This is a genomic window from Nocardioides pyridinolyticus, from assembly GCF_054653575.1.
In genome coordinates, this window is sequence record NZ_BAAIFY010000005.1 from 31,311 (window position 1) to 55,173 (window position 23,863).

Consider the following 23,863-nt stretch of genomic DNA (forward strand, 5'->3'; position numbering starts at 1 on the left):
CTGTCAGAGGAGTCCCGGTGATCATCGGTATCGGTACCGTCGTCAACGTCATCGCCGTCCTCGCCGGCAGCACCATCGGGGTCCTCCTCGGGAACCGGCTGCCCACCCGCACGCGCGACGTCGTGACCGACGCGCTGGGCCTGGTCACGCTGCTCATCGCCGGTACATCGGCGATGGCGGTGCTCGACGACGACCTGGCCGGCGAGGTGGGCTCGAGCGCCCCGATGCTCATCGTGCTCGGCGCTCTGCTCGTGGGCGGGATCGTCGGCTCGCTGCTGCGGCTGGAGTCCCGAGTGGAGGGCTTCGGCGGCTGGCTCCAGGGCCGGCTCGCGGGCGACGTCAGCAGCGCCGACCGGCACCGGTTCGTCGAGGGCTTCGTCGTCGCCTCGCTCGTCTTCTGCACCGGTCCCCTCACGATCCTCGGGTCGCTGAACGACGGCCTCGGGAACGGCGCCGAGCAGCTCATCCTGAAGTCGGCGCTCGACGGGTTCGCGGCGATCGCGTTCGCTGCCTCGTTCGGCTGGGGCGTGGCGGCGAGCGCGATCACCGTCGTGGCCGTCCAGGGCTCGCTGACCCTCCTCGGGCTGGGCATCGGGGACGTGCTCCCCGACCCGCACCTGGCGGCGATCACGGCCACGGGCGGCCTGCTGCTGGTGGGGGTCGCCCTGCGCCTGCTCCGGATCCGGGAGATCCCGGTCGCCGACCTCCTGCCGGCGCTGCTGGTGGCCCCGCTGCTGGTGAGCCTGGCGGCGGCGTTCTGACCCCGCGCCCCTCCCCTGCGCCGGCCGGTCGCGAGGACGCGACTTGGTCACGAATCGGCCACAAAGGTCACAGGTGTCCGCCAACAGCCGACATAGCGCGGTCGAGGCACTACCTTGCCTCTTGAGCCGCCCGACGCGGCGACCCGTCAGATCGGAGGACAGATGAAGCGCAAGAAGACCGCCTTCCGTCTCGCCGCCGTTGCCGCTGCGAGCGTGCTCGCGCTCACGGCATGCGGCAGCGACGACGAAGGCACCGACCCGGACGCCGGTGCCGAGAGCCCCAGCGCGACGGAGACGGTGGCGGAGCTCACCAACTCCGAGTGCGCGGGCAACGCGAGCACCGACGACGCGTTCGTGGCCGGCGGCATCCTGCCGCTGACCGGCTCGCTGGCCTTCCTCGGCCCGCCGGAGATCGCCGGCGTCGGCTACGCCGTCTCCGACATCAACGCGGCCGGTGGCGTCAACGGCGTGGACGCGTGCCACAACATCCTGGACTCCGGCGACTCCAACGACCTCTCGGTCGCCCGGGGCAGCGCACGGCAGTTCAGCAAGTCCCAGCCGTCGGTCGTCGTCGGCGCCGCGTCCTCCAGCGTCTCCCTCGGCTTCGTGGACACGCTGACCGAGGCGCAGATCACCCAGATCTCCCCCGCGAACACCGCGGCGGAGCTGAGCGGCTACAGCGACTTCTACTTCCGCACCGCCCCCGAGGACAGCGTCCAGGGTGCCGCGCTCGGGTCGCTGATCGCCCAGGACGGCCACCAGAGCATCGCCTTCCTGGTCTTCAACGACGCCTACGGCACCGGCCTGCGTGACTTCATCCAGGAGAGCTACGAGGGCGCCGGCGGCCAGGTCGTCTACGGCGGCAAGGGCGAGGGCCAGGAGTTCCCGCCCGGACAGACCACGTTCTCCTCCGAGGTCACCTCCGCGCTGGCGGCGAACCCGGACGCGATCGTGATCCTCGCCTTCGACGAGACGGCGGCCATCGTGCCCGAGCTCGCCACGCAGGGCTGGGACATGTCGAAGGTCTACATGACCGACGGCAACACCTCCGACTGGGGCGGGGAGTTCGACCCGGGCACGCTCGAGGGCGCGAAGGGCACCATCCCCGGTGCCGACGCCTCCGCCGAGTTCAAGTCCGCGATCAGCTCGTGGCACGAGCAGTTCGAGGGCGAGGCGCTCAGCGACTACTCCTACGCCGCCGAGTCCTATGACGCCGTCATCCTCGCGGCCCTCGCTGCGGCCAAGGGTGGCTCGAACGACTCGGTCACCGTCCAGGAGAACCTGCTGGCCGTGTCCGGCGCCACCGAGGGCACGGCGTGCGCGACGTACGCGGAGTGCCTCGAGCTGATCGACGCCGGTGAGGAGATCGCCTACCAGGGTCCCTCGGGCATCGGTCCGCTGAACGAGAGCCACGACCCGAGCTCGGCGTTCATCGGCATCTACCAGTACAACGCCGAGAACGCGCCGGAGCTCACCGACTCGGTCGAGGGCGTCAGCGGCGGCTGATCAGCAGCACTGCACGACGACGGTGCCCCGGGCCTCCAGGCCCGGGGCACCGTTCATTTCCGGTCGGCTCGACTCGCTTCCGCGTCGGTCGCTGGTCAGCTCGTCTCGGTCCTGCGCTCGTCGTCGACGTCCTGGGCGAGCGTGCCGAGGTAGAGCTCGATCACCTTCGGGTCGTTCGCGAGCTCGCGACCGGTGCCGGTGTAGGCGTCGCGGCCCTGGTCCAGGACGTATCCGCGGTCACAGATCTGCAGGCAGCGCCGGGCGTTCTGCTCGACCATCACCACGCTGACCCCGGACAGCTTGTTGATCCGGCGGATCCGGATGAAGGTCTCGTCCTGCCGGACCGGGGACAGGCCGGCCGAGGGCTCGTCGAGCAGCAGCACCGACGGGTCCATCATCAGCGCTCGGGCCATCGCCAGCGATTGACGCTCTCCGCCGGAGAGGGCGCCTGCGCGCTGGGCCCGCCGCTCCTTCAGCACGGGGAACAGCTCGTAGGTCTTGTCGAGCTGAGCGCCGAGCTGGCGGGGCCGCAGGAACAGGCCCATCCGGAGGTTCTCCTCGATGGTCAGCGTGGGGAAGACGTTGTTGGTCTGCGGGACGAAGCCCACGCCGAGCTCGACCAGGCGGTTGGCCCGGGTGTTGGTGATGTCGTCGTCGCGCAGCGTCACCGTCCCGGCGTGCACCCGCACCAGGCCGAACATGGCCTTGAGGAGCGTGGACTTGCCGGCGCCGTTCGGACCGATGATCCCGACGATCTCGCCGAGATGGGCCACCACGCTGCACCCGTTGAGGATGTTGACCCCGGGCAGGTAGCCGGCGACGACGTCCCTCGCCTCGATGACAGCGGTCTCGGTGGTCGTGGTCGTCATGCCCGGTCCTCGCTCTCCCGCTGCGCCTCTGCCTCGATCGCCGCGAAGTGATGGTCCTCGAGGAGCGAGTCGTCGCCGAGGTCGGTCTCGTGGTGGGCGCCGAGGTAGGCGTCGATCACCGCGTCCTGGGACATCACGCTGTCCGCGGTGCCCTCGGCCACGATCCGGCCCTCGGCCATGACGACGACCCAGTCGGAGATGTGGCGGACGACGTGCATGTCGTGCTCGACGAAGAGCACGGTCATGCCCTCGTCGCGCAGGGACTCGACGTGGCCGAGCAGGGACTGCGTCAGGGCCGGGTTCACGCCGGCCATCGGCTCGTCGAGCATGATCATCGTCGGGTCGGTCATCAGCGCCCGGGCCATCTCGAGCAGCTTGCGCTGACCACCGGACAGACTGCCGGCGAAGTCGTCCTTCTTCTCCAGCAGCTTGAACCGCTCGAGCAGGTTGAGGGCCTTCTCCTCGATGGCCCTCTCCTGGCGCGACCAGGTCGGCTTGATCCAACAGGTCGTCACCCGCTCCCCCGCCTGTCCGGGAGCGCCGAGCATCATGTTGTCGAGCACCGTCATCCGGTTCAGCGACTTGGTGAGCTGGAAGGTCCGGACCATCCCGGCCCGGGCGACCTTCGAGGCCGACGTCCCGCGCATGGTCCGGTCGTCGAAGGTCCACGACGCGCCCTTGCTCGGCTTGTCGAAGCCCGTGATCAGGTTGAAGAACGTGGTCTTGCCCGCGCCGTTCGGACCGATCAGCGCCGTGATGATCCCGCGCTGCACCTCGAGGTGCTTGACGTCGACGGCGGTCATGCCGCCGAACCGGCGGACGACGTTCTCGACCCTGAGGATCGGGTCCGGTTTGGCGACGCCCGGCTCGGGGCGTACCCCGCCCATCAGCGCGACGCGTGCCTCCTTGGCGGACAGGTCCACCGCTCCCGCGGTGGGGGCGGACGTCCCGGACGGCCCGGACGACACAGACGACTCAGACATTGAAGCGCAACTCCCTCTTGTCGCCCAGGATTCCTTGTGGTCGGAAGATCACCAGCAGCATCAGGGCGACGCCGATCACGATCCAGCCGAACTGGCTTGCCTGCTGGGTGTTCAGCACCGAGTCGGGCACGACGTTGTCGGCGACCCCGGAGACCAGGATCCGGACGACGAAGAACAGGATCGAGCCGAGCACCGGACCGAAGACCGTCGCGGCGCCACCGAGCAGCAGCGCCGTCCAGCAGTAGAACGTCAGCGTTCGGCCCATGGAGTCCGGCACCAGCGAGGCGGGCAGCACGAACAGCATGCCGGCCAGAGCTCCGAAGAGCCCGCCCAGGACGAGCGCCTGCATCTTGATGGCGAAGACGTTCTTGCCGAGGCTGCGGATCGCGTCCTCGTCCTCGCGGATGCCGCGCAGCAACCGCCCCCAGGGGCTGCGGACCAGCGACCAGACGATCAGGAGGCACACGCCGACCGCGGTCCACGCGACCGCCCGCATCCACCAGCTGTTGGCGCCGGTGAGCAGGTAGTCGAGGGAGCCGACCCCGAAGGAGCCCGTCCCGAAGAACGAGGCGTCGCTGACCGGGCCCCGGAAGGCCTGGCCCTCGATCCCCTGCGGGCCACCGGTGTAGTCGACGAACGTGCTCGCGCGGCCGAGGTACCGCACGATCTCGGCTGCGGAGATCGTCACGATCGCGAGGTAGTCCCCGCGCAGGGTCAGCGTCGGGATGCCGAGGATCAGCGCGAACAGGCCCGCGGCGGCCAGGCCGATCAGCACGGCGAAGAAGAGCGGCACCCCTTCCACGATCGAGATCGCGAACCCGTAGGCGCCCAGCAGCATGAAGCCCGCCTGGCCCATGTTGAGCAGGCCGGTGAAGCCGAAGTGGATGTTGAGCCCGATGACGGCGATCGCGACCGCCGCCGTCTGGGGGTCCAGGGCGATGTCGAGCATGCTGTAGCCGAGGCTGGTCGGCCAGCCGAGGTCGACGCCGACCAGGGCCAACAGCATCAGCAGCGCCACCAACCCGCCGATGCCCCACGACACGTAGGCGGCGGCTCGCTTGCCTCGCTCGCCCAGCACCGGTCCGCCGGCCTCGCCACCGGCGGCGGCCGTGACCGCGCTGGCCGTCTCGCTGACGTTGCCGGTGTCGATGGTGGTCAGGTCCTCGGCGTCCGGCTGGGCGTCGTGCTTCTTCTCGTCCATGTCTCAGTCCCTCCTAGCCGATCCGCTCGGGGCGGCCCAGCAGGCCCTGCGGTCGGACCAGCAGCAAGGCGATCAGGATCACCAGTGCGATGGCGTACTTGAAGTCGGACGGCACCCCGAAGACGGGCGAGACCTCGACGACGTAGCCGATGATCAGCGAGCCGACGAGCGCGCCGAACGCGGTGCCGAGTCCTCCGAGGGTGACGGCGGCGAACAGCAGCAGGAGGATCTGCATGCCGGAGTCCCACTTGACGCCGTTGGTCACCAGGGCGTACATGACGCCGGCCAGTCCGGCGAGCGCGGCGGAGACCGTCCAGACCAGACGGATCACCCGGTCGACGTCGATGCCCGACGCGGCGGCGAGTGCCGGGTTGTCTGCGACCGCCCGGGTGGCCTGCCCGATCCGGGTGCGCACGAGCACGAACCCGACCGCCAGCAGCAGCAGGACCGCGACCCCCATCGCGATCAGCGACTGGTAGCTGATGCTGACGGGGCCGAGGGAGACGCTCTTCGGGATGCCGGTGACGATGCGGACCGTCTCGGTGTTGATGAGCTGGAAGACGTACTGCATCGCGAGGGACAGGCCGATCGTCACGATCATCATCTGGATCAGCCCCAGGCCGCGCCGGCGCAGGGGCTGCCACAGGGCGCGGTCCTGGGCCCAGCCGAAGGCTCCGCAGATGAGCGTGACCAGCGCGACGGCCGGCCACAGCGGGATGCCGCCGGAGGACACCAGGAGGTAGCCCAGGAAGCCGCCGAGCGTCAACAGCTCGGCATGGGCGAAGTTCGAGAGTCCGGTCGTACCGTAGATCAGGGACAGGCCGATCGAGGCGAGCGCGAGGAGCAGGCCCAGCCGAAGGCCGTTCACCGAGCTCTGGAGGAAGTAGTCGAGGTCGCTGCTGCCGGCGACGTAGTCCGTGCTGCGGACGCCGAGGATGACCGGCTGGCCGCTGGCGAGCCCGCCGAGCCTGCCGTTCACGAAGACGGACTTGCCGGGGCCCTTGAGCAGCGCGTTGTCCGAGGCGCGCGCGGCGATGCCGTCGGGGAGGGTGTCCTCGACGATCTCGACCTGGAACCGGCCCTGCTCGGTGAAGGCGAACCGCCAGGTTCCGTTCTCGTCGGTCGTGACGGTCGTGGGCTCCACGCCGGGAAGCGGGTCGCCCTGCTCGTTCACGGGGGTGATGAGGACCTCGACCCCGTCGAGCCGCTCCTCACCCGTGTCCAGGGTCCCGGTGAGGCACCCCTGCTCCGCACTGGCGCGACACGGCTCCTCGGCCGCGGTCGCAGCGGCTCCGCCGAAGACCACGACCCCCAGCAACGCAGCGGCCACCACCAGCAGCCGAGCGAGCACTTCGCCCGTCGATCGTCGCCGCTTCAGGCTCACGCAGATCCTCCTCCCGCCACCGATCACTTCGACGGCGTGGGGGGAGTCTAGGGGCTGGAGGTCCTCGGTGGCTGCACCGATGTCGGCGAATCGGAGCCTGAGCGAAATCGTGATGTTGGTGTCACCACGGCGTAACGCGACGCCCGTTCGGCCGGCAGCCTCACGACGACGACGGCGGCGGGGACGGGGACACGCCGTGCGCGACCACGCCCTCGGCGACCTGCCGCATCGAGAGGCGCAGGTCCATCGCCGTCTTCTGGATCCACCGGAACGCGTCGGGCTCGGACAGGCTCAGCTGCTCCTGGAGCACGTTCTTGGCCCGCTCGACCGCCTTGCGGGTCTCGAGTCGCTCGGTGAGGTCGGCGACCTCGGCCTCGAGCATCGCGAGCTCGGCGAACCGGCTCACCGCCATCTCGATCGCGGGCACCAGGTCCGACTGCGAGAACGGCTTGACGAGGTAGGCCATCGCACCGGCGTCCCGCGCCCGCTCGACCAGGTCGCGCTGGGAGAACGCCGTGAGGATGACCACCGGGGCGATCCGCTGCCCGGCGATCCGCTCGGCAGCGGCGATGCCGTCCAGGACGGGCATCTTGACGTCGAGGATGACCAGGTCGGGCCGTAGCTCCTCGGCCATCGAGACGGCGGTGGCGCCGTCCCCGGCCTGCCCGACGACCTCGTAGCCCTCCTCGGCGAGCATCTCGGCGAGGTCCATCCGGATCAGCACCTCGTCCTCGGCGATGACGACGCGTCGGGTCGACCCGGGGCTCGAGGTCTGGCTCACGGGCAGAAGGCTATCCGGCTCCCACGCGTCGCACGATCTCGGCCCGCGCGTCGGCGAGGAACAGCTCCACGTCCTCGCGCTCGAGCCGCAGCCGGCTCAGCTCGGTCGACGCGGTCCGCGCATTCGCGAGCGCGACGGCCTGGCTGGCGCTGGCCCACTCCCACGGCTTCCCCATGACGACCTCCACAGCTTCCCGAGACGGACGATCCGCGCGAAACACTACTTGATCACTCGACTTTGGTCGAGGCGTGGTCGGTTAAGGTTTGGCGCCGTCGGCCCCGGTATCCCAACGGCAGAGGAAGCGGTCTCAAACACCGTCCAGTGTGGGTTCGAATCCCACCCGGGGCACCCGACGGTCGTCAGGTGGAGCGGCGGTACGCCGGCGCCACCCGGTTGATCGCGTCGCCCATACGGTGGATCCGCAGGGCGTTGGTGGAGCCGGGGATGCCCGGAGGGGCACCGGCGATGATCACGACCAGGTCGCCCTCGCGGACCCGGCCGATCTGGAGCAGCTGCTCGTCGACCTGGCGCACCATCTCGTCGGTGTGCTCGACGGTCGCGGTCAGGAACGTCTCCACGCCCCAGCTCAGCGCGAGCTGGGAGCGCACCTGGGCGACCGGGGTGAACGCCAGCACCGGGATCGGGCGGCGCAGGCGGGACATCCGCTTGGCGGAGTCACCGGACTGGGTGAAGGCGACGACGTACTTGGCGCCGACGCGCTCGGCCACCTCGGCGGCCGCCTTGGCGATCACGCCGCCCTTGGTGTGCGGGTCCCAGTCGATCTCGGCGATCCTCCGGGAGTCCTCGGTCAGCGCGTGCTGCTCGGTCGCGGCGATGATCCGGGCCATCGTCTCGACCGTGTGCACGGGGTACTCCCCCACGCTGGTCTCGCCCGAGAGCATCACGGCGTCGGCGCCGTCGAGCACCGCGTTGGCGACGTCGGAGGCCTCGGCCCGGGTCGGCGCGGGGTTGCTGATCATCGACTCGAGCATCTGGGTCGCGACGATGACCGGCTTGGCGTTGAGGCGGGCCTTCTCGATGATCCGCTTCTGGAGGAACGGCACGTCCTCGAGCGGGCACTCGACGCCGAGGTCGCCGCGGGCGACCATGAAGCCGTCGAACGCCGCGATGATCTCGTCGAGGTTCTCGATCGCCTGCGGCTTCTCGATCTTGGCGATCACGGGCACGCGGACGCCCACCTCGTCCATGACCTTGCGGACGTCCTCGACGTCCTTGGCGTCGCGGACGAAGCTCAGCGCGATGAAGTCGACCGACAGGCCGAGGGCGAACCGCAGGTCCTTCTCGTCCTTGTCCGACAGCGCCGGCACGGAGACCGCGACGCCGGGCAGGTTGATGCCCTTGTGGTTGCTGACCTTGCCGCCCACCAGGACCTCGGTCACCACGTCGGTCTCGTCCACCGAGATCACGCGCAGCCGGACCTTGCCGTCGTCGATGAGCAGGGGGTCGCCGGGCTTCACGTCGCCGGGGAGCCCCTTGTACGTCGTGCCGCAGATCTTGTCGTCGCCGGGCACGTCGCGGGTGGTGATCGTCCACTCCTGGCCGCGGTGCAGCACGACCGGCCCGTCGGCGAAGGTCTCCAGGCGGATCTTCGGCCCCTGGAGGTCGGCGAAGATGCCGACCCCGTGCCCGCTGGCGTCCGAGGCCTCGCGCACGAGGCGGTAGGCCTCGGCGTGGTCCTCCTGACTGCCATGGCTCATGTTCAGCCGGGCGACGTCCATCCCGGCATACACGAGCTCGCGGATGCGCCGCGGGGAGGAGGTGGCCGGGCCGAGGGTGCAGACGATCTTGGCTCTACGCACGGGCTTCACCCTACCGTGACTTTGATCGTTCCAAGCCCGCACCACCGGCTCGGCCACCTGATGTTCACACGACGAGCGGTCGCTCCGTGGGCGGGATCGGCGCCGGGAGCGTCGTCGACCCGGTGAGGTAGCGGTCCACCGCGGCGGCGGCGGCCCGGCCCTCGGCGATCGCCCACACGATCAGCGACTGGCCCCGGCCGGCGTCACCGGCCACGAAGACCCCGTCGACCGAGGACATGTAGGACCCGTCCCGCGCGACGTTGCCGCGCTCGTCGAGGTCCACGCCGAGCTGCTCGACGAGGCCGTCCTTCTCGGGACCGGTGAAGCCCATCGCGAGCAGCACCAGCTCCGCCGGGATCTCCCGCTCGGTGCCCTCGACCTCGGTGAACTTCCCCGACTCGAAGACCACGTCGACCAGCCGCAGCGCACGGACGTTGCCGTGCTCGTCGGCCAGGAACTCCTTCGTGGAGACGCCGTAGACCCGCTCGCCGGCCTCCTCGTGCGCCGAGGAGACCCGGAAGATCATCGGGTACGTCGGCCACGGCTGGCCCGCGGGACGCGACTCCGGCGGCTCCGGCATGATCTCGAGCTGCGTGATCGACGCGGCACCCTGACGGGTGGACGTGCCGAGGCAGTCCGCGCCGGTGTCGCCGCCGCCGATGATCACGACGTTCTTGCCGGTGGCCGTGATCTGGGCCGAGCCATCCTGAGTCGGAGCCTCGCCGAGCGCGACCCGGTTCGCCTGCGGCAGGAACTCCATCGCCTGGTGGATGCCGCCGAGCTCGCGCCCGGTCGCCGGCAGGTCGCGCGCCGCGGTGGCGCCCATCGCGAGCACCACGGCGTCGTACCGGTCCTTGAGCTGGTCACCGGTGAGCTCGCCGCCCACGTCGACGCCGGCCCGGAAGACCGTGCCCTCGCGGCGCATCTGCTCGAGGCGCTTGTCGAGGTGCTGCTTCTCCATCTTGAACTCGGGGATGCCGTAGCGCAGCAGGCCGCCGATCTTGTCGGCGCGCTCGTAGACCGCGACCGTGTGGCCGGCGCGGGTGAGCTGCTGGGCGGCGGCCAGGCCCGCGGGGCCGGACCCGACGACGGCGACCGTGCGGCCCGAGAGCCACTCCGGCGGCTGGGGCCGGACCAGGCCGGACTCCCATGCCTTGTCGATGATCGAGACCTCGACGTTCTTGATCGTCACCGGGTCCTGGTTGATGCCCAGCACGCAGGCAGCTTCGCAGGGGGCCGGGCAGAGGCGACCGGTGAACTCCGGGAAGTTGTTGGTCGCGTGGAGGCGCTCGATCGCGCCCTCCCAGTCGTCACGCCAGACCAGGTCGTTCCACTCCGGGATGATGTTCCCGAGCGGGCAGCCCTGGTGGCAGAACGGGATGCCGCAGTCCATGCAGCGTCCCGCCTGCTGGGTGATGATCGGGAGGAGGGCCCGGCCGGCACTGCCCGGGTAGACCTCGTTCCAGTCGTTCACTCGCTCCTCGACAGGACGACGGGTCGCGACCTCGCGACCCTCCTTGAGGAATCCGCGCGGGTCAGCCATGGAGCGCCTCCATCATGGCGTGGGCAGTCGCGGTCTCGTCGAGGCCGTCGGCTTCCGCCTTGGCCTTCGCCTCGAGCGACTTGCGGTAGTCGGTGGGCATGACCTGGGTGAACCGCGTCAGTGAGGTCTCCCAGTCGGCGAGCAGCGCCTCGGCGACCGTCGAACCGGTCTCCTCGAGGTGCGCGCGCACCATCTGCTCGAGCTCGGCGGCCGCGTCACCGGTGACGGGGCCGAGCTCGACCAGCTCCTTGTTGACCCGCTGCTCCATCAGGTCGAGCACCCAGGCGACACCGCCCGACATGCCCGCCGCGAAGTTGCGGCCGGTCTTGCCCAGGACGGCCACCCGGCCGCCGGTCATGTACTCGCAGCCGTGGTCGCCCACGCCCTCGGTCACGGCCCTCACGCCGGAGTTGCGGACGCAGAACCGCTCGCCGACGCCCCCGCGGATGAAGATCTCGCCCGAGGTCGCGCCGTAGCCGATGACGTTGCCGGCGATGATCTGCTCGCTCGCCTCGAACGTCGCGGCCCGGTCGGGGCGCACGACGATCCGGCCACCGGAGAGGCCCTTGCCGAGGTAGTCGTTCGCGTCGCCCTCGAGCCGCATCGTCATGCCCTTCGGCACGAACGCGCCGAAGGACTGGCCCGCCGACCCGGTGAAGGTCAGGTCGATGGTGCCGTCGGGAAGCCCCGCGCCGCCGTGCTTCTTGGTGACCTCGTGGCCGAGGATCGTGCCGACCGTGCGGTTGACGTTGCGGATCTGGAGCTGGGCGCGGACCGACTCGCCGTTCTCGATCGCGTCCTTCGCCAGCGGCACCAAGTCCGTCACGTCCAACGCCTTCGACAAGCCGTGCTCCTGCGACTTGGTGCAGTACAGGTCCTGCTCCGGGAAGGAGTCGCGGTCCGGCTGGTGCAGGATCGGCGTCAGGTCGAGGCCGGCGGCCTTCCAGTGGTCGACCGCCTGCGTGGCGTCGAGGCTGCCGACCTGGCCGATCGCCTCCTCCAGGGAGCGGAAGCCGAGCTCCGCGAGCAGCTCGCGGACCTCCTGGGCGACGTACTCGAAGAAGTTGACGACGTACTCGGCCTTGCCGGAGTAGCGCTCGCGGAGCACCGGGTTCTGCGTGGCGACGCCCACGGGGCAGGTGTCGAGGTGGCAGACCCGCATCATGATGCAGCCGGAGACCACCAGCGGCGCCGACGCGAAGCCGTACTCCTCCGCGCCGAGCAGCGCGGCGACGACGACGTCGCGACCGGTCTTGAGCTGGCCGTCGGTCTGCACGACGATCCGGTCGCGCAGGCCGTTGAGCAGCAGCGTCTGCTGGGTCTCGGCCAGGCCGAGCTCCCAGGGTCCGCCCGCGTGCTTGAGCGAGGTCAGCGGCGCCGCGCCGGTGCCGCCGTCGTGGCCGGAGATGAGCACCACGTCGGCGTGCGCCTTGGAGACACCCGCCGCGACCGTGCCGACGCCGACCTCGGAGACCAGCTTCACGTGGATGCGGGCCTGCGGGTTGGCGTTCTTCAGGTCGTGGATCAGCTGCGCGAGATCCTCGATCGAGTAGATGTCGTGGTGCGGCGGCGGGCTGATCAGGCCCACGCCCGGCGTCGAGTGCCGAGTCTTGGCCACCCACGGGTAGACCTTGTTGCCGGGCAGCTGGCCGCCCTCGCCGGGCTTCGCGCCCTGCGCCATCTTGATCTGGATGTCGTCGGAGTTCGTGAGGTACTCCGCGGTGACGCCGAACCGGCCCGACGCGACCTGCTTGATCGCGCTGCGCCGCTCGGGGTCGTAGAGCCGCTCCGGGTCCTCGCCGCCCTCGCCGGTGTTGGACTTGCCGCCCAGCCGGTTCATGGCGATCGCGAGGGTCTCGTGCGCCTCCATCGAGATCGAGCCGTAGGACATCGCGCCGGTCGAGAACCGCTTGACGATCTCCGAGACGGGCTCGACCTCGTCGATGGAGATCGGCTGGCGGCCGGCCTCCTCGGCGTCCTTGAGGCGGAACAGGCCGCGCAGCGTCATCAGCCGCTGCGACTGCTCGTCGACTCGCGAGGTGTACTGCTTGAAGACGTCGTAGCGGCCGCTGCGCGTGGCGTGCTGGAGGCGGAAGACGGTCTCGGGGTCGAACAGGTGCGGCTCGGCCTCCCCCGCGACGCTGCGGCGCCACTGGTACTCGCCGCCGACCTCCAGCTCCCGGTGCGCCGGGGAGATGCCGCCGCGCGGGTACGCCGTGGCGTGCCGGCGCGCGACCTCCTCCGCGATGGCGTCCAGCTCGATGCCGCCGAGCTTGGAGGTGGTGCCGGTGAAGTACTTGTCGACGACGGCCTGCGAGAGGCCGACCGCCTCGAAGATCTGGGCGCCGGTGTAGGACGCGACCGTCGAGACGCCCATCTTCGACATCACCTTCAAGACGCCCTTGCCGAGCGCCTTCACGAGGTTGGTGACGGCCTTCTCGCCGTCGACCTTGACGTAGAAGCCCTCGCGAGCGAGGTCCTCCACGGACTCCATGGCGAGGTAGGGGTTGACCGCCGCGGCGCCGTACCCGACGAGCGTCGCGACGTGGTGGACCTCGCGGACGTCGCCGGCCTCGACCAGCAGGCCGACCTGGGTGCGGGTCTTCTCACGGACCAGGTGGTGGTGCACGGCACCGGTGAGCAGCAGCGACGGGATCGGCGCGAGCTCGGCGGTGGAGTGCCGGTCGGACAGCACGATGACGCGGGCACCGTCGGCGATCGCCGCGGACACCTCCACGCAGATCTCCTCGATCCGCTCCGCCATCGCCGCTCCCCCGCCGTCGACCGGGTAGAGACCCCGGGCGACGTGCGTGATGAACCCCGGCATGTCGCCGTCACGGTTGATGTGGCGGATCTTGGCCAGGTCGTCGTTGGAGATGACCGGGAACGGCAGCACGACCATGCGACAGGACGCCGGCGCCGGCTCGAGCAGGTTGGCCTCCGGGCCGATGGTGCCGGCCAGGGAGGTGACGAGCTCCTCGCGGATGGCGTCCAGCGGCGGGTTGGTGACCTGCGCGAACAACTGGCTGAAGTAGTCGAACAGCAGCCGCGGCTTCTCGCTCAGCGCCGCGATGGGGGTGTCGGTGCCCATCGAGCCGATCGGCTCGGCCCCGGTGTTCGCCATCGGGGTGAGCAGGACGCGCAGCTCCTCCTCGGTGTAGCCGAACACCTGCTGGCGCCGGGTGACCGAGGCGTGCGTGTGGACGATGTGCTCGCGCTCCGGCACGTCGTCGAGGTGGATCAGGCCGGCGTGCAGCCACTCGTCGTACGGGTGCTCCGCGGCGAGCTGGGCCTTGATCTCCTCGTCCTCGATGATCCGGTGCTCGTCGGTGTCGACGAGGAACATCCGGCCCGGCTGGAGGCGGCCCTTGCGGACCACCTTCGCGGGGTCGATGTCCAGGACGCCGACCTCGGAGGCCAGGACGACGAGGCCGTCGTCGGTGACCCAGTAGCGCGAGGGGCGCAGGCCGTTGCGGTCGAGGACCGCGCCGATCTGCGAGCCGTCGGTGAAGACCACACAGGCCGGGCCGTCCCAGGGCTCCATCATCGTGGAGTGGAACTCGTAGAAGGCACGCCGCTGGGCGTCCATCTCGCTGTGGTTCTCCCACGCCTCGGGGATCATCATCAGCACGCTGTGCGGCAGCGACCGGCCGCCCATGTGCAGCAGCTCGAGCACCTCGTCGAACGACGCGGAGTCGGACGCGCCCGGGGTGCAGATCGGGTAGAGCCGCTCCAGGTCGCCCGGGATCACGTCGGAGGCGAGCAGTGCCTCGCGGGCCCGCATCCAGTTGCGGTTGCCCATGACCGTGTTGATCTCGCCGTTGTGGGCGATGAACCGGAAGGGGTGGGCCAGCGGCCAGCTCGGGAAGGTGTTGGTCGAGAAGCGGGAGTGCACGACGGCCAGCGCCGAGGTCACCCGCTCGTCGAGCAGGTCCGGGAAGAACTTGTCGAGCTGGTCGGTCGTGAGCATGCCCTTGTAGGCGATGGTGCGCGAGGACAGCGACGGGAAGTAGACGTCGGTCTCGTGCTCCGCGCGCTTGCGCAGGCAGAACGCCAGGCGCTCCAGGGCCATGCCGGTCACCCGCGAGCCGGAGCCCGCGACGAACAGCTGGGCGAAGGCCGGCTTCACGCCGAGCGCCATGCTCCCGAGCTCGGAGTCGTCGGTCGGCACCTCGCGCCAGCCGAGCACCATGAGGTTCTCCTCGGCCGCGATCTCCTCGATCCGGGCGCGGGTCTTCGCGACCTGCTCCTCGTCGCCGGGAAGGAAGGCCGTGCCCACGGCGTAGGCGTGCTGCGGCGGGAGCTCGAAGCCCGACTTCACCGCCTCCTCGCGGAAGAACCGGTCGGGGACCTGCAGCAGGATGCCGGCGCCGTCGCCGGTGTTCTGCTCGGCGCCCGCGGCCCCGCGGTGGTCGAGGTTCCGCAGGGCCTGGATGCCCTGCTTCACGATGTCGTGGCTGGCGACGCCGTTCAGGGTGGCGACGAAGGCCACGCCGCACGCGTCGTGCTCGTGGCGAGGGTCGTACAGCCCCTGTGGCGGCGGGAATGCGTGCGAGTACGGCACCGGGCATTCTCCCGTCGTCTCTGCGCCGCGCAGGGCCCCACGACTCTGTCGGGCCTGCACTGGCGGATCGGCAATGCGATGAAACGGTGGTGCGGGGGACGACATTGGCCCTAGCGGAGGGTTCAGGCTACCACCCGGTCAGACCGGCGACGCACCGTCGTCCCGGTCGTGGACGTCCTCGACGTCGTCGTGGACGGTGCCCCCGGGGTGGCCGGTGTACACGCGCTCCTCGCGGCCGGGATGGCGGCGGGCGCTCCACAGGAACCACACCAGCCCCGCGAGGAACAGGACGAGGGACGTCCAGACGTTGAAGCGCAGGCCGAGGACGTCGTCGAGCTCGACGTCGTCGATGCGGAGGTACTCGATCCAGGCGCGGCCGACCGTGTAGACCATGATGTAGAGCGCCACCACGCGGCCGTGGCCGAGGCGGAAGCGACGGTCGGCCCACACGAGCAGCGCGAAGCCGGCCAGGCACCACAGGCTCTCGTAGAGGAACGTCGGGTGGAAGGTCGTGCCGGGCGGGAAGCCGGCGTTCGCCGCGGTGCCGTCGCTGACCTCGAGCGCCCAGGGCAGGTCCGTGGGCTTGCCGAACAGCTCCTGGTTGAACCAGTTGCCCCAGCGGCCGAACGCCTGGGCGACGAGGACGCCGGGGGCGCAGGCGTCGAGCACGGGGAGCAGCCTGATCCCCTTGCGCCTCGCGCCGATGACCAGGCCGAGCGCGCCGAGCGCGATCGCGCCCCAGACCCCCAGCCCGCCGCGCCACACGTAGAGCGCCTCGACCGGGTTGCCGCCGTCACCGAAGTAGAGCTGGCTGTCGGTGAGCACGTGGTAGAGCCGGCCGCCGACCAGCCCGAAGGGCACCGCCCAGATCGCCAGGTCCTGGATCTCGCCCGCCTGGCCGCCGCGGGCCACCCAGCGTCGCTCACCGATCCAGATCGCGGCGACGATGCCAAGGATGATCGCGAGGGCGTAGCCGCGCAGCGGAAGCGGCCCGAGGTACCACACGCCCTCGGACGGGCTCGGGATCGACAGCACGGTGGTCAGCACGGTGGTCAGCATGGCGCGCCCTCAGTCGTTCAGCAGGGTGTGGATGTCCTCGGCGAAGTCCGAGGACGAGGTGTCCTGGCCCCAGTAGACGAAGCCCTCGTCGTCGGCGTCGATCCCGGTGATCGTGGTGCCGTGGGTGATGTCGTAGCCGCCCGAGGGCATCTTCTCGCCCTTGGTGATGCCGACGCCGAGCGGCTCCGCGACGTCGATGATCGTCCGGAGGTCGCCGGTGAGGCCGATGAAGTCGGGGTCGAAGTGCGGGAGGTAGTCGGCGATCGCCTGCTCGGTGTCGCGCGCGGGGTCGGTCGTCACGTAGACGACGTCGACCCGCTCGCGATCGGCGTCGTCGAGGCGGGTCAGCGCCGACGCGAGGTTGGCCAGGACCGTCTGGCAGATGTCGGGACAGCTGATGTAGCCGAAGAACACCAGCGTGAGGTCGCGGTCGGTGTCCTCGGTGAGCGAGTACGGGTCGCCGTCGGTGTCGGTCAGCGGCGTCGCGAGCACCTCGAACGGCGGGTCGAGGACCGTGCCGTGCAGCTCCCCTTCGCCTGCGTCCGCACCGCCGCCGCAGGCGGTGAGCGCGAGGAGGAGGGCGACCAGTGCTGCAGCCGCCCTACCCACGCCGCACGCCCTCCGCGAGGTCCTCGGTCAGCGCCGTCAGGGCCCGCAGGCCGGCGGCCCGGTCGTCGGGGTGGTCCAGCAGCGCACGCACGAACGCGGAGCCGACGATCACGCCGTCGGCGTACGACGCGACCTCGGCGGCCTGGTCGCCGTTGCTGATGCCCAGCCCGACGCCGACGGGGAGGTCGGTGGCCTGCTTCGTGCGCGCGACCAGCGGCTCGGCCAGCTCGGAGGTGGTCGTGCGGGTGCCGGTGACGCCCATGACCGCGGTCGCGTACACGAACCCGCGGCAGTGCGAGACCGTCATCGCGATGCGCTCGTCGGTCGAGCTCGGCGCGACGAGGTAGACCTTGTCCAGGTCGTGCGCGTCGGCGGCCAGGCCCCACGCCGGGTCGGCGTCGGGGGTGATGTCGGGCGTGATGAGGCCCGCTCCCCCGGCGTTGGCGAGGTCGGTGGCGAACCGCTCGACGCCGTACCGCTCCACCGGGTTCCAGTAGGTCATCACGAGCGCGGGGGTGCCGGTCGCGGCGACGGCCTCGACCGTGCGCAGCACGTCCCGGGTGCGGAAGCCGTTGTCGAGCGCCTGCTGGGCGGCGGCCTGCACGGTCGGGCCGTCCATGACCGGGTCGCTGTAGGGCAGGCCGACCTCGATCACGTCGCAGCCGGCCTCGACCATCGCGAGCAGCGCGGCGTCGCCGCCGGCGGCGTCGGGGAAGCCGGACGGCAGGTAGCCCACCAGGGCGGCGCGGCCGTCGGCCTTCGCCTTCGCGAACGCGACGCTGACACTCACTGTCCGCTCACCTCCGGGTCTCCCGTCTCGGCGTCCGCGTCGCCCAGGCCGAACCAGGTCATCGCGGTCTCCATGTCCTTGTCGCCGCGGCCGCTCAGGTTCACCAGCAGCGTCTGACCCGGCCGCTCCCGCGCGATGCGGAGAGCCCCCGCGAGCGCGTGCGCCGACTCGATCGCCGGGATGATCCCCTCCGTGCGCGCCAGCAGCGCCATCGCGTCCATCGCCTCGGCGTCGGTCACCGGCTGGTACGTCGCCCGCCCGACGTCCGCGAGGTGCGCGTGCTGCGGGCCGACCCCCGGGTAGTCCAGGCCCGCGGAGATCGAGTGGGACTCGAGGGTCTGCCCGTCCTCGTCCTGGAGCACGAACGTGCGCGCGCCGTGCAGCACGCCGCGGTCGCCGGCGTGGATGGTCGCGGCGTGGCGTCCGGTCTCGAAGCCCTCGCCGCCCGGCTCGAAGCCGAAGATGTCGACGCCCTCGTCGTCGAGGAACGCGGTGAAGAGCCCGATGGCGTTGGAGCCGCCGCCGACGCAGGCCGCGATCGCGTCCGGCAGCACGCCGTACTGCTCGAGACACTGGGCCCGCGCCTCGTCGCCGATGCCGCGGCAGAAGTCGCGGACCATCGTCGGGAAGGGATGCGGTCCGGCTGCGGTGCCGAAGAGGTACGCCGTGTGGTCGACGCTCGCGACCCAGTCGCGCAGCGCCTCGTTGATCGCGTCCTTGAGGGTCGCGCTGCCGGAGTCGACCGCCACCACCTTGGCGCCGAGCAGGTTCATCCGGGCGACGTTGAGCGCCTGGCGCTTGGTGTCGACCGAGCCCATGTAGACCGTGCAGTCGAGGCCGAAGTACGCCGCCGCGGTGGCGCTCGCGACGCCGTGCTGGCCGGCACCGGTCTCGGCGATCACGCGGGTCTTGCCCATGCGCTTGGTGAGCAGCGCCTGGCCGAGCACGTTGCGGATCTTGTGCGCGCCGGTGTGGTTGAGATCCTCGCGCTTGAGCAGGACGCGGGCGCCGACCGACCGGCTGAGCCGCTCGGCGTGGTAGAGCGGGCTGGGGATGCCGGCGTACTCGCGCAGGATCGCCTCGAAGCTCGCCACGAACTCGGGGTCGGCCATCGCCTCCTGCCACGCCTGCGTGAGCTCGTCCAGCGCGGCGACCAGGGCCTCGGGCATGAACCGCCCGCCGAACCCCTTCTCGGAGCCGCCGAACCACCCCCGCTCGTCGGCGTCGAAACTCATGCTTCCACTCCTGTCATCGCAGCGACCGCCGCCTCGGGGTCGCCGTCCTTCACCAGCGCCTCGCCGACGAGTACGGCGCGCGCCCCCTCGCTCACGAACCGCTTCACGTCGGCGGGGCCGAAGATGCCGCTCTCGGCGATCTTCACGCGATCGTCGGGCACCAGCGGCGCGAGCCGGCCGAACGTGTCGTCGTGGATCTCGAGGGTCTTCAGGTTGCGGGCGTTCACGCCGACCAGCTCCGCGCCGAGCGCCACCGCCCGCTCGGTCTCGGCCGCGTCGTGCACCTCGACGAGGACGGTCAGCCCGAGCTCGCGTGCCTCGTCGTGGAGCCGGCGCAGCGTGTCGTCGTCGAGCGCGGCCACGATCAGCAGCGCCAGGTCGGCACCGGCGGCGCGGGCCTCGACGAGCTGGTAGCTGGTGACGATGAAGTCCTTGCGCAGGATCGGGGTGTCGACCGCCGCCCGGACCGCGCGCAGGTCGGCGAGGCTGCCGCCGAAGCGGCGCTGCTCGGTGAGCACGCTGATCGCCGCGGCGCCGCCGGCGGCGTACCGCTGCGCGAGCTCGGCGGGGTCCGGGATGTCGGCCAGGTCGCCCTTGCTCGGGCTGCGGCGCTTGACCTCGGCGATCACGCTCGACCCGGGGGCGCGGAAGCGCGGCATCGGGTCGCGCGGCGGGTCGACGTCGGCGAGGGCGGCGCGGAGGTCGGCCAGCGGCGTCGTGGACTCCCGCTCGGCGAGGTCGGCACGCACGCCGGCCACGATCTCGTCGAGCACGGACATGACACCTAGTGTTTCACGCGCGTGGCCGGCGTCTCAGACCGGTACTGTCCGGCCCAACGGCCGGCAGACGGACGGCCACGACGAAGGGTTCAACCCGTGAGCTATTCCGAACCGCCTCCCCCGCCCCCGCAGTACGGTGCCCCGGTCCCGCCGGCCAGCGGCGCCGAGCCGAAGACGTCCGGCAAGGCGATCGCCTCGCTCGTCACCGGCCTCGTGGGCCTGCTGACGATCTGCTGCGGATTCCTGGTGGTCTCCAGCATCGTGGCGCTGGTCCTCGGCATCCTGGCGCGCAAGGACATCCAGAAGTCCAACGGCGCGCTCAAGGGCGACGGCATGGCGCTGACCGGCATCATCACCGGCGTCGTCGGCATCATCATGGTGATCGTCTCGATCATCCTGATCGCCACCGGTGCCATCGAGACCAACTTCGAGTACAGCGGCTCCTGACCGCTGCACGCGAGACGTCGGGCCGGCCCTGCGGGGCCGGCCCTTCGTGTCTGCTGAGGGTGTCTGCTGAGGGTGTCTGCTGGCGGCTAGGGAGCCAGCCAGGACCCGGCCGGCAGGTTGCGGACGACGGCGAAGACGACGCCGAGCACGCAGAACGCGACGGTCGCGATCGTGATCAGCCGCGCGTTCGGCTCACGCTCACGGCCGACCCAACGGTCGACGAACCAGCGGCCCAGCAGGAACACCACCACCGGCAGCACCGCGATGAACAGCAGGTTGCTGGACGCGGCCGCGGCGACGTCGCCGTTCGTCAGGTCGTTGACCGCGCGCAGGCCACCACAGCCGGGGCACCAGAAGCCCATCGCGGCCGACGGGCAGTAGCCCCACGTGCCGCTCTCGTGCGGGTCGCGCAGGTGCAGCGCGAGCGAGGCGGCGGCGAGGCCGCCGATCACCAGGGTCGGGGCGAGCACGCGCCGGCGGCGTGCTGGGGTGACCGCCGACGGCTCCGTCGCAGTCACCTGGGCCATGGGCTCAGTGGCCGGACTCGTGGTAGCCGAGCTTGACCATCACGGCGAAGATCACGAGCGAGGCGACGCCGAGAGCCACGCCCACCCAGAAGATCGTCATGCTGATCGGGTCGAGGAGCAGACCGACGGCGCCCACCACGAAGCCGAGCATGGCGACCGTGACGGCCGTCCAGGCTGCGGGAGTGTTGCCGTGGCTGTCAGACATGCGGGGCTCCTCGGTGTTGCCGGTCGGTGCTGCGGGGCGGTACGCCGGACAGTCTATTCAGCATCGCGGGCCGTCGGGTCACGACCCTCGTCCATGGCCTTCCACAGATCCAGGCTGGACTGCTCCTCGGGTGCCTGCTCGGGCTCGGCGGCGGCCGCGACCGGGGCGTCGTAGCGGCTCCCCATCTCCGGCCACGACGGCGTGAGCAGCACGGCGAGCACGGTCGTCGCCAGCGAGAGCACCGCGCCGAGCAGCGCCAGCCACCACCACGCGGTGTGCGTCACGGCCGCGTCCGTCAGGCCGACACTGCCCAGCTCGTCGCGGAGCTGGTCGGGCACCTGGGACCACCCGACGAGCGTCGCGGCCAGCGCCCCGCCCGAGGCCACGACGCCGAGCGCGGCCACCGCGCGGCGTACCCGCCCGCGCGTCACCAGCACCACGCCCCAGCAGGCGAGCACGACCAGGCCGAGGGCGGTCGCCAACGGCATGTGGCCGTCGTAGGTGACGAACCCGCTGGTCGCGTCGGACTCGGCGGCCGGGTTGTTGCCCGCGATCGCCAGGAGGCCGCCGCCCAGCAGGCCGAGGAGGACGACCGGGCCGAAGGTCCGGCGCCGGTCAGCCGGCCGGTCAGCCATGCGTGTGGACCAGGTCCGCGTCGAAGCAGGTCCGGTCGCCGGTGTGGCACGCGGCGCCGACCTGGTCGACCTTGAGCAGGAGGGTGTCGCCATCGCAGTCGAGCCGGACCTCCTTGACCGACTGCACGTGGCCCGAGGTGTCGCCCTTGACCCAGTACTGCCGGCGGCTGCGGCTCCAGTACGTCGCGCGGCCCGTCTCGATGGTCCGGGCCAGCGCCTCGTCGTCCATCCACGCCAGCATGAGCACCTCACCGGTGTCGTGCTGCTGCACGATGGCGGGCACGAGGCCCTCGGCGGTGCGTGTGAGCCGGTCCGCGATCGCGGGGTCGAGGGTGGTCATGCGCTCATTGTCCCTGCTGGGCGACCCAGCTGGCGTGCAGGCCGGCGTAGACCGAGCCGTCCTCCCGGACGAGCGCGGCGTGGGGCCCGCGCTGCACGATCCGGCCCTTGTCGACGACGACCACCTCGTCGGCGTTCTCGGCGGTGGTCAGCCGGTGGGCGATGGTGACCGAGGTCCGGCCGCGCATCAGCCGCTCGAGGGCCCAGCCGATCCTCATCTCCAGCGCGGGGTCGACGGCGCTGGTGGCCTCGTCGAGGACGAGCAGGTCGGGGTCGGCGAGCTGGGCCCGCCAGAGCGCGACCAGCTGCCGCTCTCCCGCGGACATCGACTCGCCGCGCTGGCCGACCCGGGTCGCGATGCCGGCCGGGAGCCCGGCCAGCCAGTCGCCGAGGCCGAGGTCCTCGGCCGCGGCGAGGATCTCCTCGTCGGTCGCGTCGAGGCGGCCGTAGCGGACGTTGGCGGCGATGGTGTCGTCGAAGAGGAAGCCCTCCTGCGGCACGAGCACGACGCTGCGCCGCATCGAGGCGGCGGGGATCCGGCGGACGTCGATGCCGTCGAGCAGCACCGCGCCCTCGCTGGGGTCCATCAGCCGGGTGAGCAGCTTGGCGATCGTCGACTTGCCGGAGCCGGTCTCGCCGACGACGGCCACGCGCGTGCCGGCGGCCAGGTCGAGGCGGATGTCGCGGAGCACCGGCGGCCCGCCCGGATAGGCGAAGGTGACGTCCTCGAAGCGCACGTCCACCGGCCCGCGGGGCAGCGCCTGCCCGTCCGGACCGGGGTCGACCAGGTCGGCCGGGGTGTCGAGGATGCCGATGACGCGGCGCCAGCTGGCGACGGCGTTCTGGGCGTCGGTGAGGATCTGGGTGCCCATCTGCACCGGGCCGACGAACAGCGAGACGAGGAACGCGAACGCGAGCACCTCGCCCGCGGTGATCTCGTCGGCGAAGCCGAGCCACACGCCCGCGACGATCACGCCGGCGTTCGCGAGGCCGGCCGAGACGCCGCCGAGCGAGAACGAGACGGCGGTGAAGCCCTGGGCGCGGGTGCTGGCCGCCTTGTAGGAGTCGATCGCGTGGTCGATGCGCTCCTGGGTGCGGTCCTCGACGGCGTACGACCGGACGACCGCCGCGCCGACGACGGGCTCGGAGATCGCCGAGAGCATCACCCCGACCTGCTGGCGGACCGTTCCGTAGGCGTCCGACAGCTTGCGCTGGAAGTAGCGCAGCGACAGGAACAGCGGCAGGAAGCAGACCCAGACGACGATCGCGAGCTGCCAGCTGTAGACGAGCATCACGACGGTGGCGACCAGCACCTGCCCGACGCTGACGATGAACAGCAGGCCGCCGAAGACCAGGAACAGGCTGATCTGGTCGACGTCGCTGGTGACCCGGGAGACCAGGGCGCCGCGGCGCTCGGTGTTCTGGGTGAGCAGCGGCAGGTCGTGGACGTGGCGGAACGCCTTGATCCGCAGCGTCGCCAGGCCGCGCTCGGAGGCGGTGAACAGCCGGGCGGTCATGAGGTACGACGCCCAGCCCGCGACCACGATCGCGGCCGCCGCGGCCAGACCCATCCAGACGGCGTACGAGACGTCCGGACCCTGCGGCCCGTTGAGTCCGTGGTCGATCGTGCGCTGGACCGCGACCGGCACGACCACCTGGCCGACGGACGCGATCAGCGCGAGCAGGAGCGTGAGACCGAGGCCTTCCTTGAGCTCGGGTGAGAAGTGCACGCCGCGCCGGAGGGTCTCGATCGCGCCGATGTCCTCGCCGCTGTCCATGACGGTGCTCATCTGTTGGGGTCCCCGCGGAATCGTGGTCTGGAGGAG

Annotated in this window: 22 protein-coding genes and 1 tRNA gene; 4 read left to right on the forward strand and 19 right to left on the reverse strand. The window is 71.0% G+C overall.

Features of this window, described 5'->3' with window-relative positions:
• The first annotated feature begins 17 nt into the window (after positions 1–17).
• On the forward strand, positions 18–761 hold the full coding sequence (locus tag ACYQ0U_RS06035) for a DUF554 domain-containing protein (protein ID WP_459970520.1): 744 nt from the start codon (positions 18–20) through the stop codon (positions 759–761).
• Positions 762–923: 162 nt separating this feature from the next.
• Positions 924–2,267 (forward strand): ABC transporter substrate-binding protein, encoded by a 1,344-nt coding sequence (locus tag ACYQ0U_RS06040; RefSeq protein ID WP_459970522.1) that lies wholly within the window; start codon positions 924–926, stop codon positions 2,265–2,267.
• A gap of 95 nt (positions 2,268–2,362) precedes the next feature.
• On the opposite strand, the gene ACYQ0U_RS06045 is transcribed toward ACYQ0U_RS06040, so the two are convergent.
• The 6 genes from ACYQ0U_RS06045 to ACYQ0U_RS06070 all read right to left on the reverse strand — a co-directional run bounded on the left by ACYQ0U_RS06045 (position 2,363) and on the right by ACYQ0U_RS06070 (position 7,660).
• The gene (locus tag ACYQ0U_RS06045; protein ID WP_459970525.1) at positions 2,363–3,136 is read right to left on the reverse strand and encodes an ABC transporter ATP-binding protein; all 774 of its coding nucleotides are present in this window, start codon (positions 3,134–3,136) and stop codon (positions 2,363–2,365) included.
• The gene (locus ACYQ0U_RS06050) at positions 3,133–4,059 is read right to left on the reverse strand and encodes an ABC transporter ATP-binding protein (RefSeq protein WP_459970527.1); all 927 of its coding nucleotides are present in this window, start codon (positions 4,057–4,059) and stop codon (positions 3,133–3,135) included. Before ACYQ0U_RS06050 ends, ACYQ0U_RS06045 begins: the two co-directional genes overlap by 4 nt.
• A gap of 52 nt (positions 4,060–4,111) precedes the next feature.
• Entirely contained in the window at positions 4,112–5,320 is a 1,209-nt protein-coding gene (locus ACYQ0U_RS06055) for a branched-chain amino acid ABC transporter permease (RefSeq protein WP_459970529.1), read from the reverse strand.
• A gap of 13 nt (positions 5,321–5,333) precedes the next feature.
• Positions 5,334–6,704 (reverse strand): branched-chain amino acid ABC transporter permease, encoded by a 1,371-nt coding sequence (locus tag ACYQ0U_RS06060; protein ID WP_459970531.1) that lies wholly within the window; start codon positions 6,702–6,704, stop codon positions 5,334–5,336.
• 160 nt (positions 6,705–6,864) lie between these two features.
• Positions 6,865–7,485, reverse strand: a complete 621-nt coding sequence (locus tag ACYQ0U_RS06065; RefSeq protein WP_459970533.1) for an ANTAR domain-containing response regulator — start codon at positions 7,483–7,485, stop codon at positions 6,865–6,867.
• A gap of 10 nt (positions 7,486–7,495) precedes the next feature.
• Positions 7,496–7,660, reverse strand: coding sequence for a hypothetical protein (locus ACYQ0U_RS06070; protein ID WP_459970536.1), 165 nt, complete (start codon positions 7,658–7,660; stop codon positions 7,496–7,498).
• Positions 7,661–7,760: 100 nt separating this feature from the next.
• On the opposite strand from ACYQ0U_RS06070, the gene ACYQ0U_RS06075 reads away from it, so the two are divergent.
• A tRNA-Leu gene (locus tag ACYQ0U_RS06075) sits at positions 7,761–7,833 on the forward strand.
• Between the two features lie 11 nt (positions 7,834–7,844).
• Here ACYQ0U_RS06075 and pyk read toward each other — a convergent pair.
• The 8 genes from pyk to trpC form a co-directional block, all read right to left on the reverse strand.
• Positions 7,845–9,305, reverse strand: coding sequence for a pyruvate kinase (gene pyk / locus ACYQ0U_RS06080; protein WP_459970538.1), 1,461 nt, complete (start codon positions 9,303–9,305; stop codon positions 7,845–7,847).
• Between the two features lie 64 nt (positions 9,306–9,369).
• A complete protein-coding gene (locus ACYQ0U_RS06085) occupies positions 9,370–10,848 on the reverse strand; it encodes a glutamate synthase subunit beta (RefSeq protein WP_459970541.1) in 1,479 nt (492 codons plus the stop codon).
• Positions 10,841–15,412 carry a glutamate synthase large subunit gene (gene gltB, locus ACYQ0U_RS06090; RefSeq protein WP_459970544.1) on the reverse strand — a complete coding sequence of 1,524 codons (4,572 nt, stop codon included), beginning with the start codon at positions 15,410–15,412 and terminating at the stop codon, positions 10,841–10,843. Before gltB ends, ACYQ0U_RS06085 begins: the two co-directional genes overlap by 8 nt.
• A gap of 138 nt (positions 15,413–15,550) precedes the next feature.
• A complete protein-coding gene (gene lgt, locus ACYQ0U_RS06095) occupies positions 15,551–16,471 on the reverse strand; it encodes a prolipoprotein diacylglyceryl transferase (RefSeq protein WP_459970546.1) in 921 nt (306 codons plus the stop codon).
• Positions 16,472–16,480: 9 nt separating this feature from the next.
• A complete protein-coding gene (locus ACYQ0U_RS06100; protein WP_459970549.1) occupies positions 16,481–17,080 on the reverse strand; it encodes an SCO family protein in 600 nt (199 codons plus the stop codon).
• Positions 17,073–17,870: a tryptophan synthase subunit alpha gene (gene trpA, locus ACYQ0U_RS06105; RefSeq protein WP_459970551.1), complete on the reverse strand. Its 798-nt coding sequence runs from the start codon at positions 17,868–17,870 to the stop codon at positions 17,073–17,075. The genes ACYQ0U_RS06100 and trpA overlap by 8 nt, the downstream gene beginning before the upstream one ends.
• Positions 17,867–19,105 (reverse strand): tryptophan synthase subunit beta, encoded by a 1,239-nt coding sequence (gene trpB / locus ACYQ0U_RS06110; RefSeq protein ID WP_459970553.1) that lies wholly within the window; start codon positions 19,103–19,105, stop codon positions 17,867–17,869. The genes trpA and trpB overlap by 4 nt, the downstream gene beginning before the upstream one ends.
• Complete coding sequence (gene trpC / locus ACYQ0U_RS06115) at positions 19,102–19,884, reverse strand: indole-3-glycerol phosphate synthase TrpC (protein WP_459970556.1); 783 nt, start codon at positions 19,882–19,884, stop codon at positions 19,102–19,104. The genes trpB and trpC overlap by 4 nt, the downstream gene beginning before the upstream one ends.
• Positions 19,885–19,980: 96 nt before the next feature.
• Here trpC and ACYQ0U_RS06120 point away from each other — a divergent pair, with 96 nt between their 5' ends.
• Positions 19,981–20,331 (forward strand): DUF4190 domain-containing protein, encoded by a 351-nt coding sequence (locus tag ACYQ0U_RS06120; protein ID WP_459970558.1) that lies wholly within the window; start codon positions 19,981–19,983, stop codon positions 20,329–20,331.
• Positions 20,332–20,417: 86 nt separating this feature from the next.
• On the opposite strand, the gene ACYQ0U_RS06125 is transcribed toward ACYQ0U_RS06120, so the two are convergent.
• Genes ACYQ0U_RS06125 through ACYQ0U_RS06145 form a run of 5 tightly spaced genes read right to left on the reverse strand, consistent with a single transcriptional unit; the run spans position 20,418 to position 23,827 of the window.
• Complete coding sequence (locus ACYQ0U_RS06125) at positions 20,418–20,858, reverse strand: DUF2752 domain-containing protein (protein ID WP_459970560.1); 441 nt, start codon at positions 20,856–20,858, stop codon at positions 20,418–20,420.
• 4 nt (positions 20,859–20,862) lie between these two features.
• Positions 20,863–21,063 (reverse strand): HGxxPAAW family protein, encoded by a 201-nt coding sequence (locus ACYQ0U_RS06130; RefSeq protein ID WP_459970562.1) that lies wholly within the window; start codon positions 21,061–21,063, stop codon positions 20,863–20,865.
• A 53-nt stretch (positions 21,064–21,116) separates the two neighbouring features.
• Complete coding sequence (locus ACYQ0U_RS06135) at positions 21,117–21,698, reverse strand: Trp biosynthesis-associated membrane protein (protein ID WP_459970564.1); 582 nt, start codon at positions 21,696–21,698, stop codon at positions 21,117–21,119.
• Positions 21,691–22,038: a phosphoribosyl-AMP cyclohydrolase gene (gene hisI / locus ACYQ0U_RS06140; RefSeq protein WP_459970566.1), complete on the reverse strand. Its 348-nt coding sequence runs from the start codon at positions 22,036–22,038 to the stop codon at positions 21,691–21,693. Before hisI ends, ACYQ0U_RS06135 begins: the two co-directional genes overlap by 8 nt.
• A 4-nt stretch (positions 22,039–22,042) precedes the next feature.
• A complete protein-coding gene (locus ACYQ0U_RS06145; RefSeq protein WP_459970568.1) occupies positions 22,043–23,827 on the reverse strand; it encodes an ABC transporter ATP-binding protein in 1,785 nt (594 codons plus the stop codon).
• Positions 23,828–23,863: the final 36 nt, after the last annotated feature.

Coding starts and splice junctions, on each gene's coding strand:
- ACYQ0U_RS06040 (WP_459970522.1), top strand. CDS start 924: ATGAAGCGCAAGAAGACCGCCTTCCGTCTCGCCGCCGTTGCCGCTGCG.
- ACYQ0U_RS06045 (WP_459970525.1), bottom strand. CDS start 3,136: ATGACGACCACGACCACCGAGACCGCTGTCATCGAGGCGAGGGACGTC.
- ACYQ0U_RS06055 (WP_459970529.1), bottom strand. CDS start 5,320: ATGGACGAGAAGAAGCACGACGCCCAGCCGGACGCCGAGGACCTGACC.
- ACYQ0U_RS06070 (WP_459970536.1), bottom strand. CDS start 7,660: ATGGGGAAGCCGTGGGAGTGGGCCAGCGCCAGCCAGGCCGTCGCGCTC.
- ACYQ0U_RS06085 (WP_459970541.1), bottom strand. CDS start 10,848: ATGGCTGACCCGCGCGGATTCCTCAAGGAGGGTCGCGAGGTCGCGACC.
- lgt (WP_459970546.1), bottom strand. CDS start 16,471: ATGCTGACCACCGTGCTGACCACCGTGCTGTCGATCCCGAGCCCGTCC.
- trpB (WP_459970553.1), bottom strand. CDS start 19,105: ATGAGTTTCGACGCCGACGAGCGGGGGTGGTTCGGCGGCTCCGAGAAG.
- trpC (WP_459970556.1), bottom strand. CDS start 19,884: ATGTCCGTGCTCGACGAGATCGTGGCCGGCGTGCGTGCCGACCTCGCC.
- ACYQ0U_RS06125 (WP_459970560.1), bottom strand. CDS start 20,858: ATGGCCCAGGTGACTGCGACGGAGCCGTCGGCGGTCACCCCAGCACGC.
- ACYQ0U_RS06130 (WP_459970562.1), bottom strand. CDS start 21,063: ATGTCTGACAGCCACGGCAACACTCCCGCAGCCTGGACGGCCGTCACG.
- ACYQ0U_RS06135 (WP_459970564.1), bottom strand. CDS start 21,698: ATGGCTGACCGGCCGGCTGACCGGCGCCGGACCTTCGGCCCGGTCGTC.
- hisI (WP_459970566.1), bottom strand. CDS start 22,038: ATGACCACCCTCGACCCCGCGATCGCGGACCGGCTCACACGCACCGCC.
- ACYQ0U_RS06145 (WP_459970568.1), bottom strand. CDS start 23,827: ATGAGCACCGTCATGGACAGCGGCGAGGACATCGGCGCGATCGAGACC.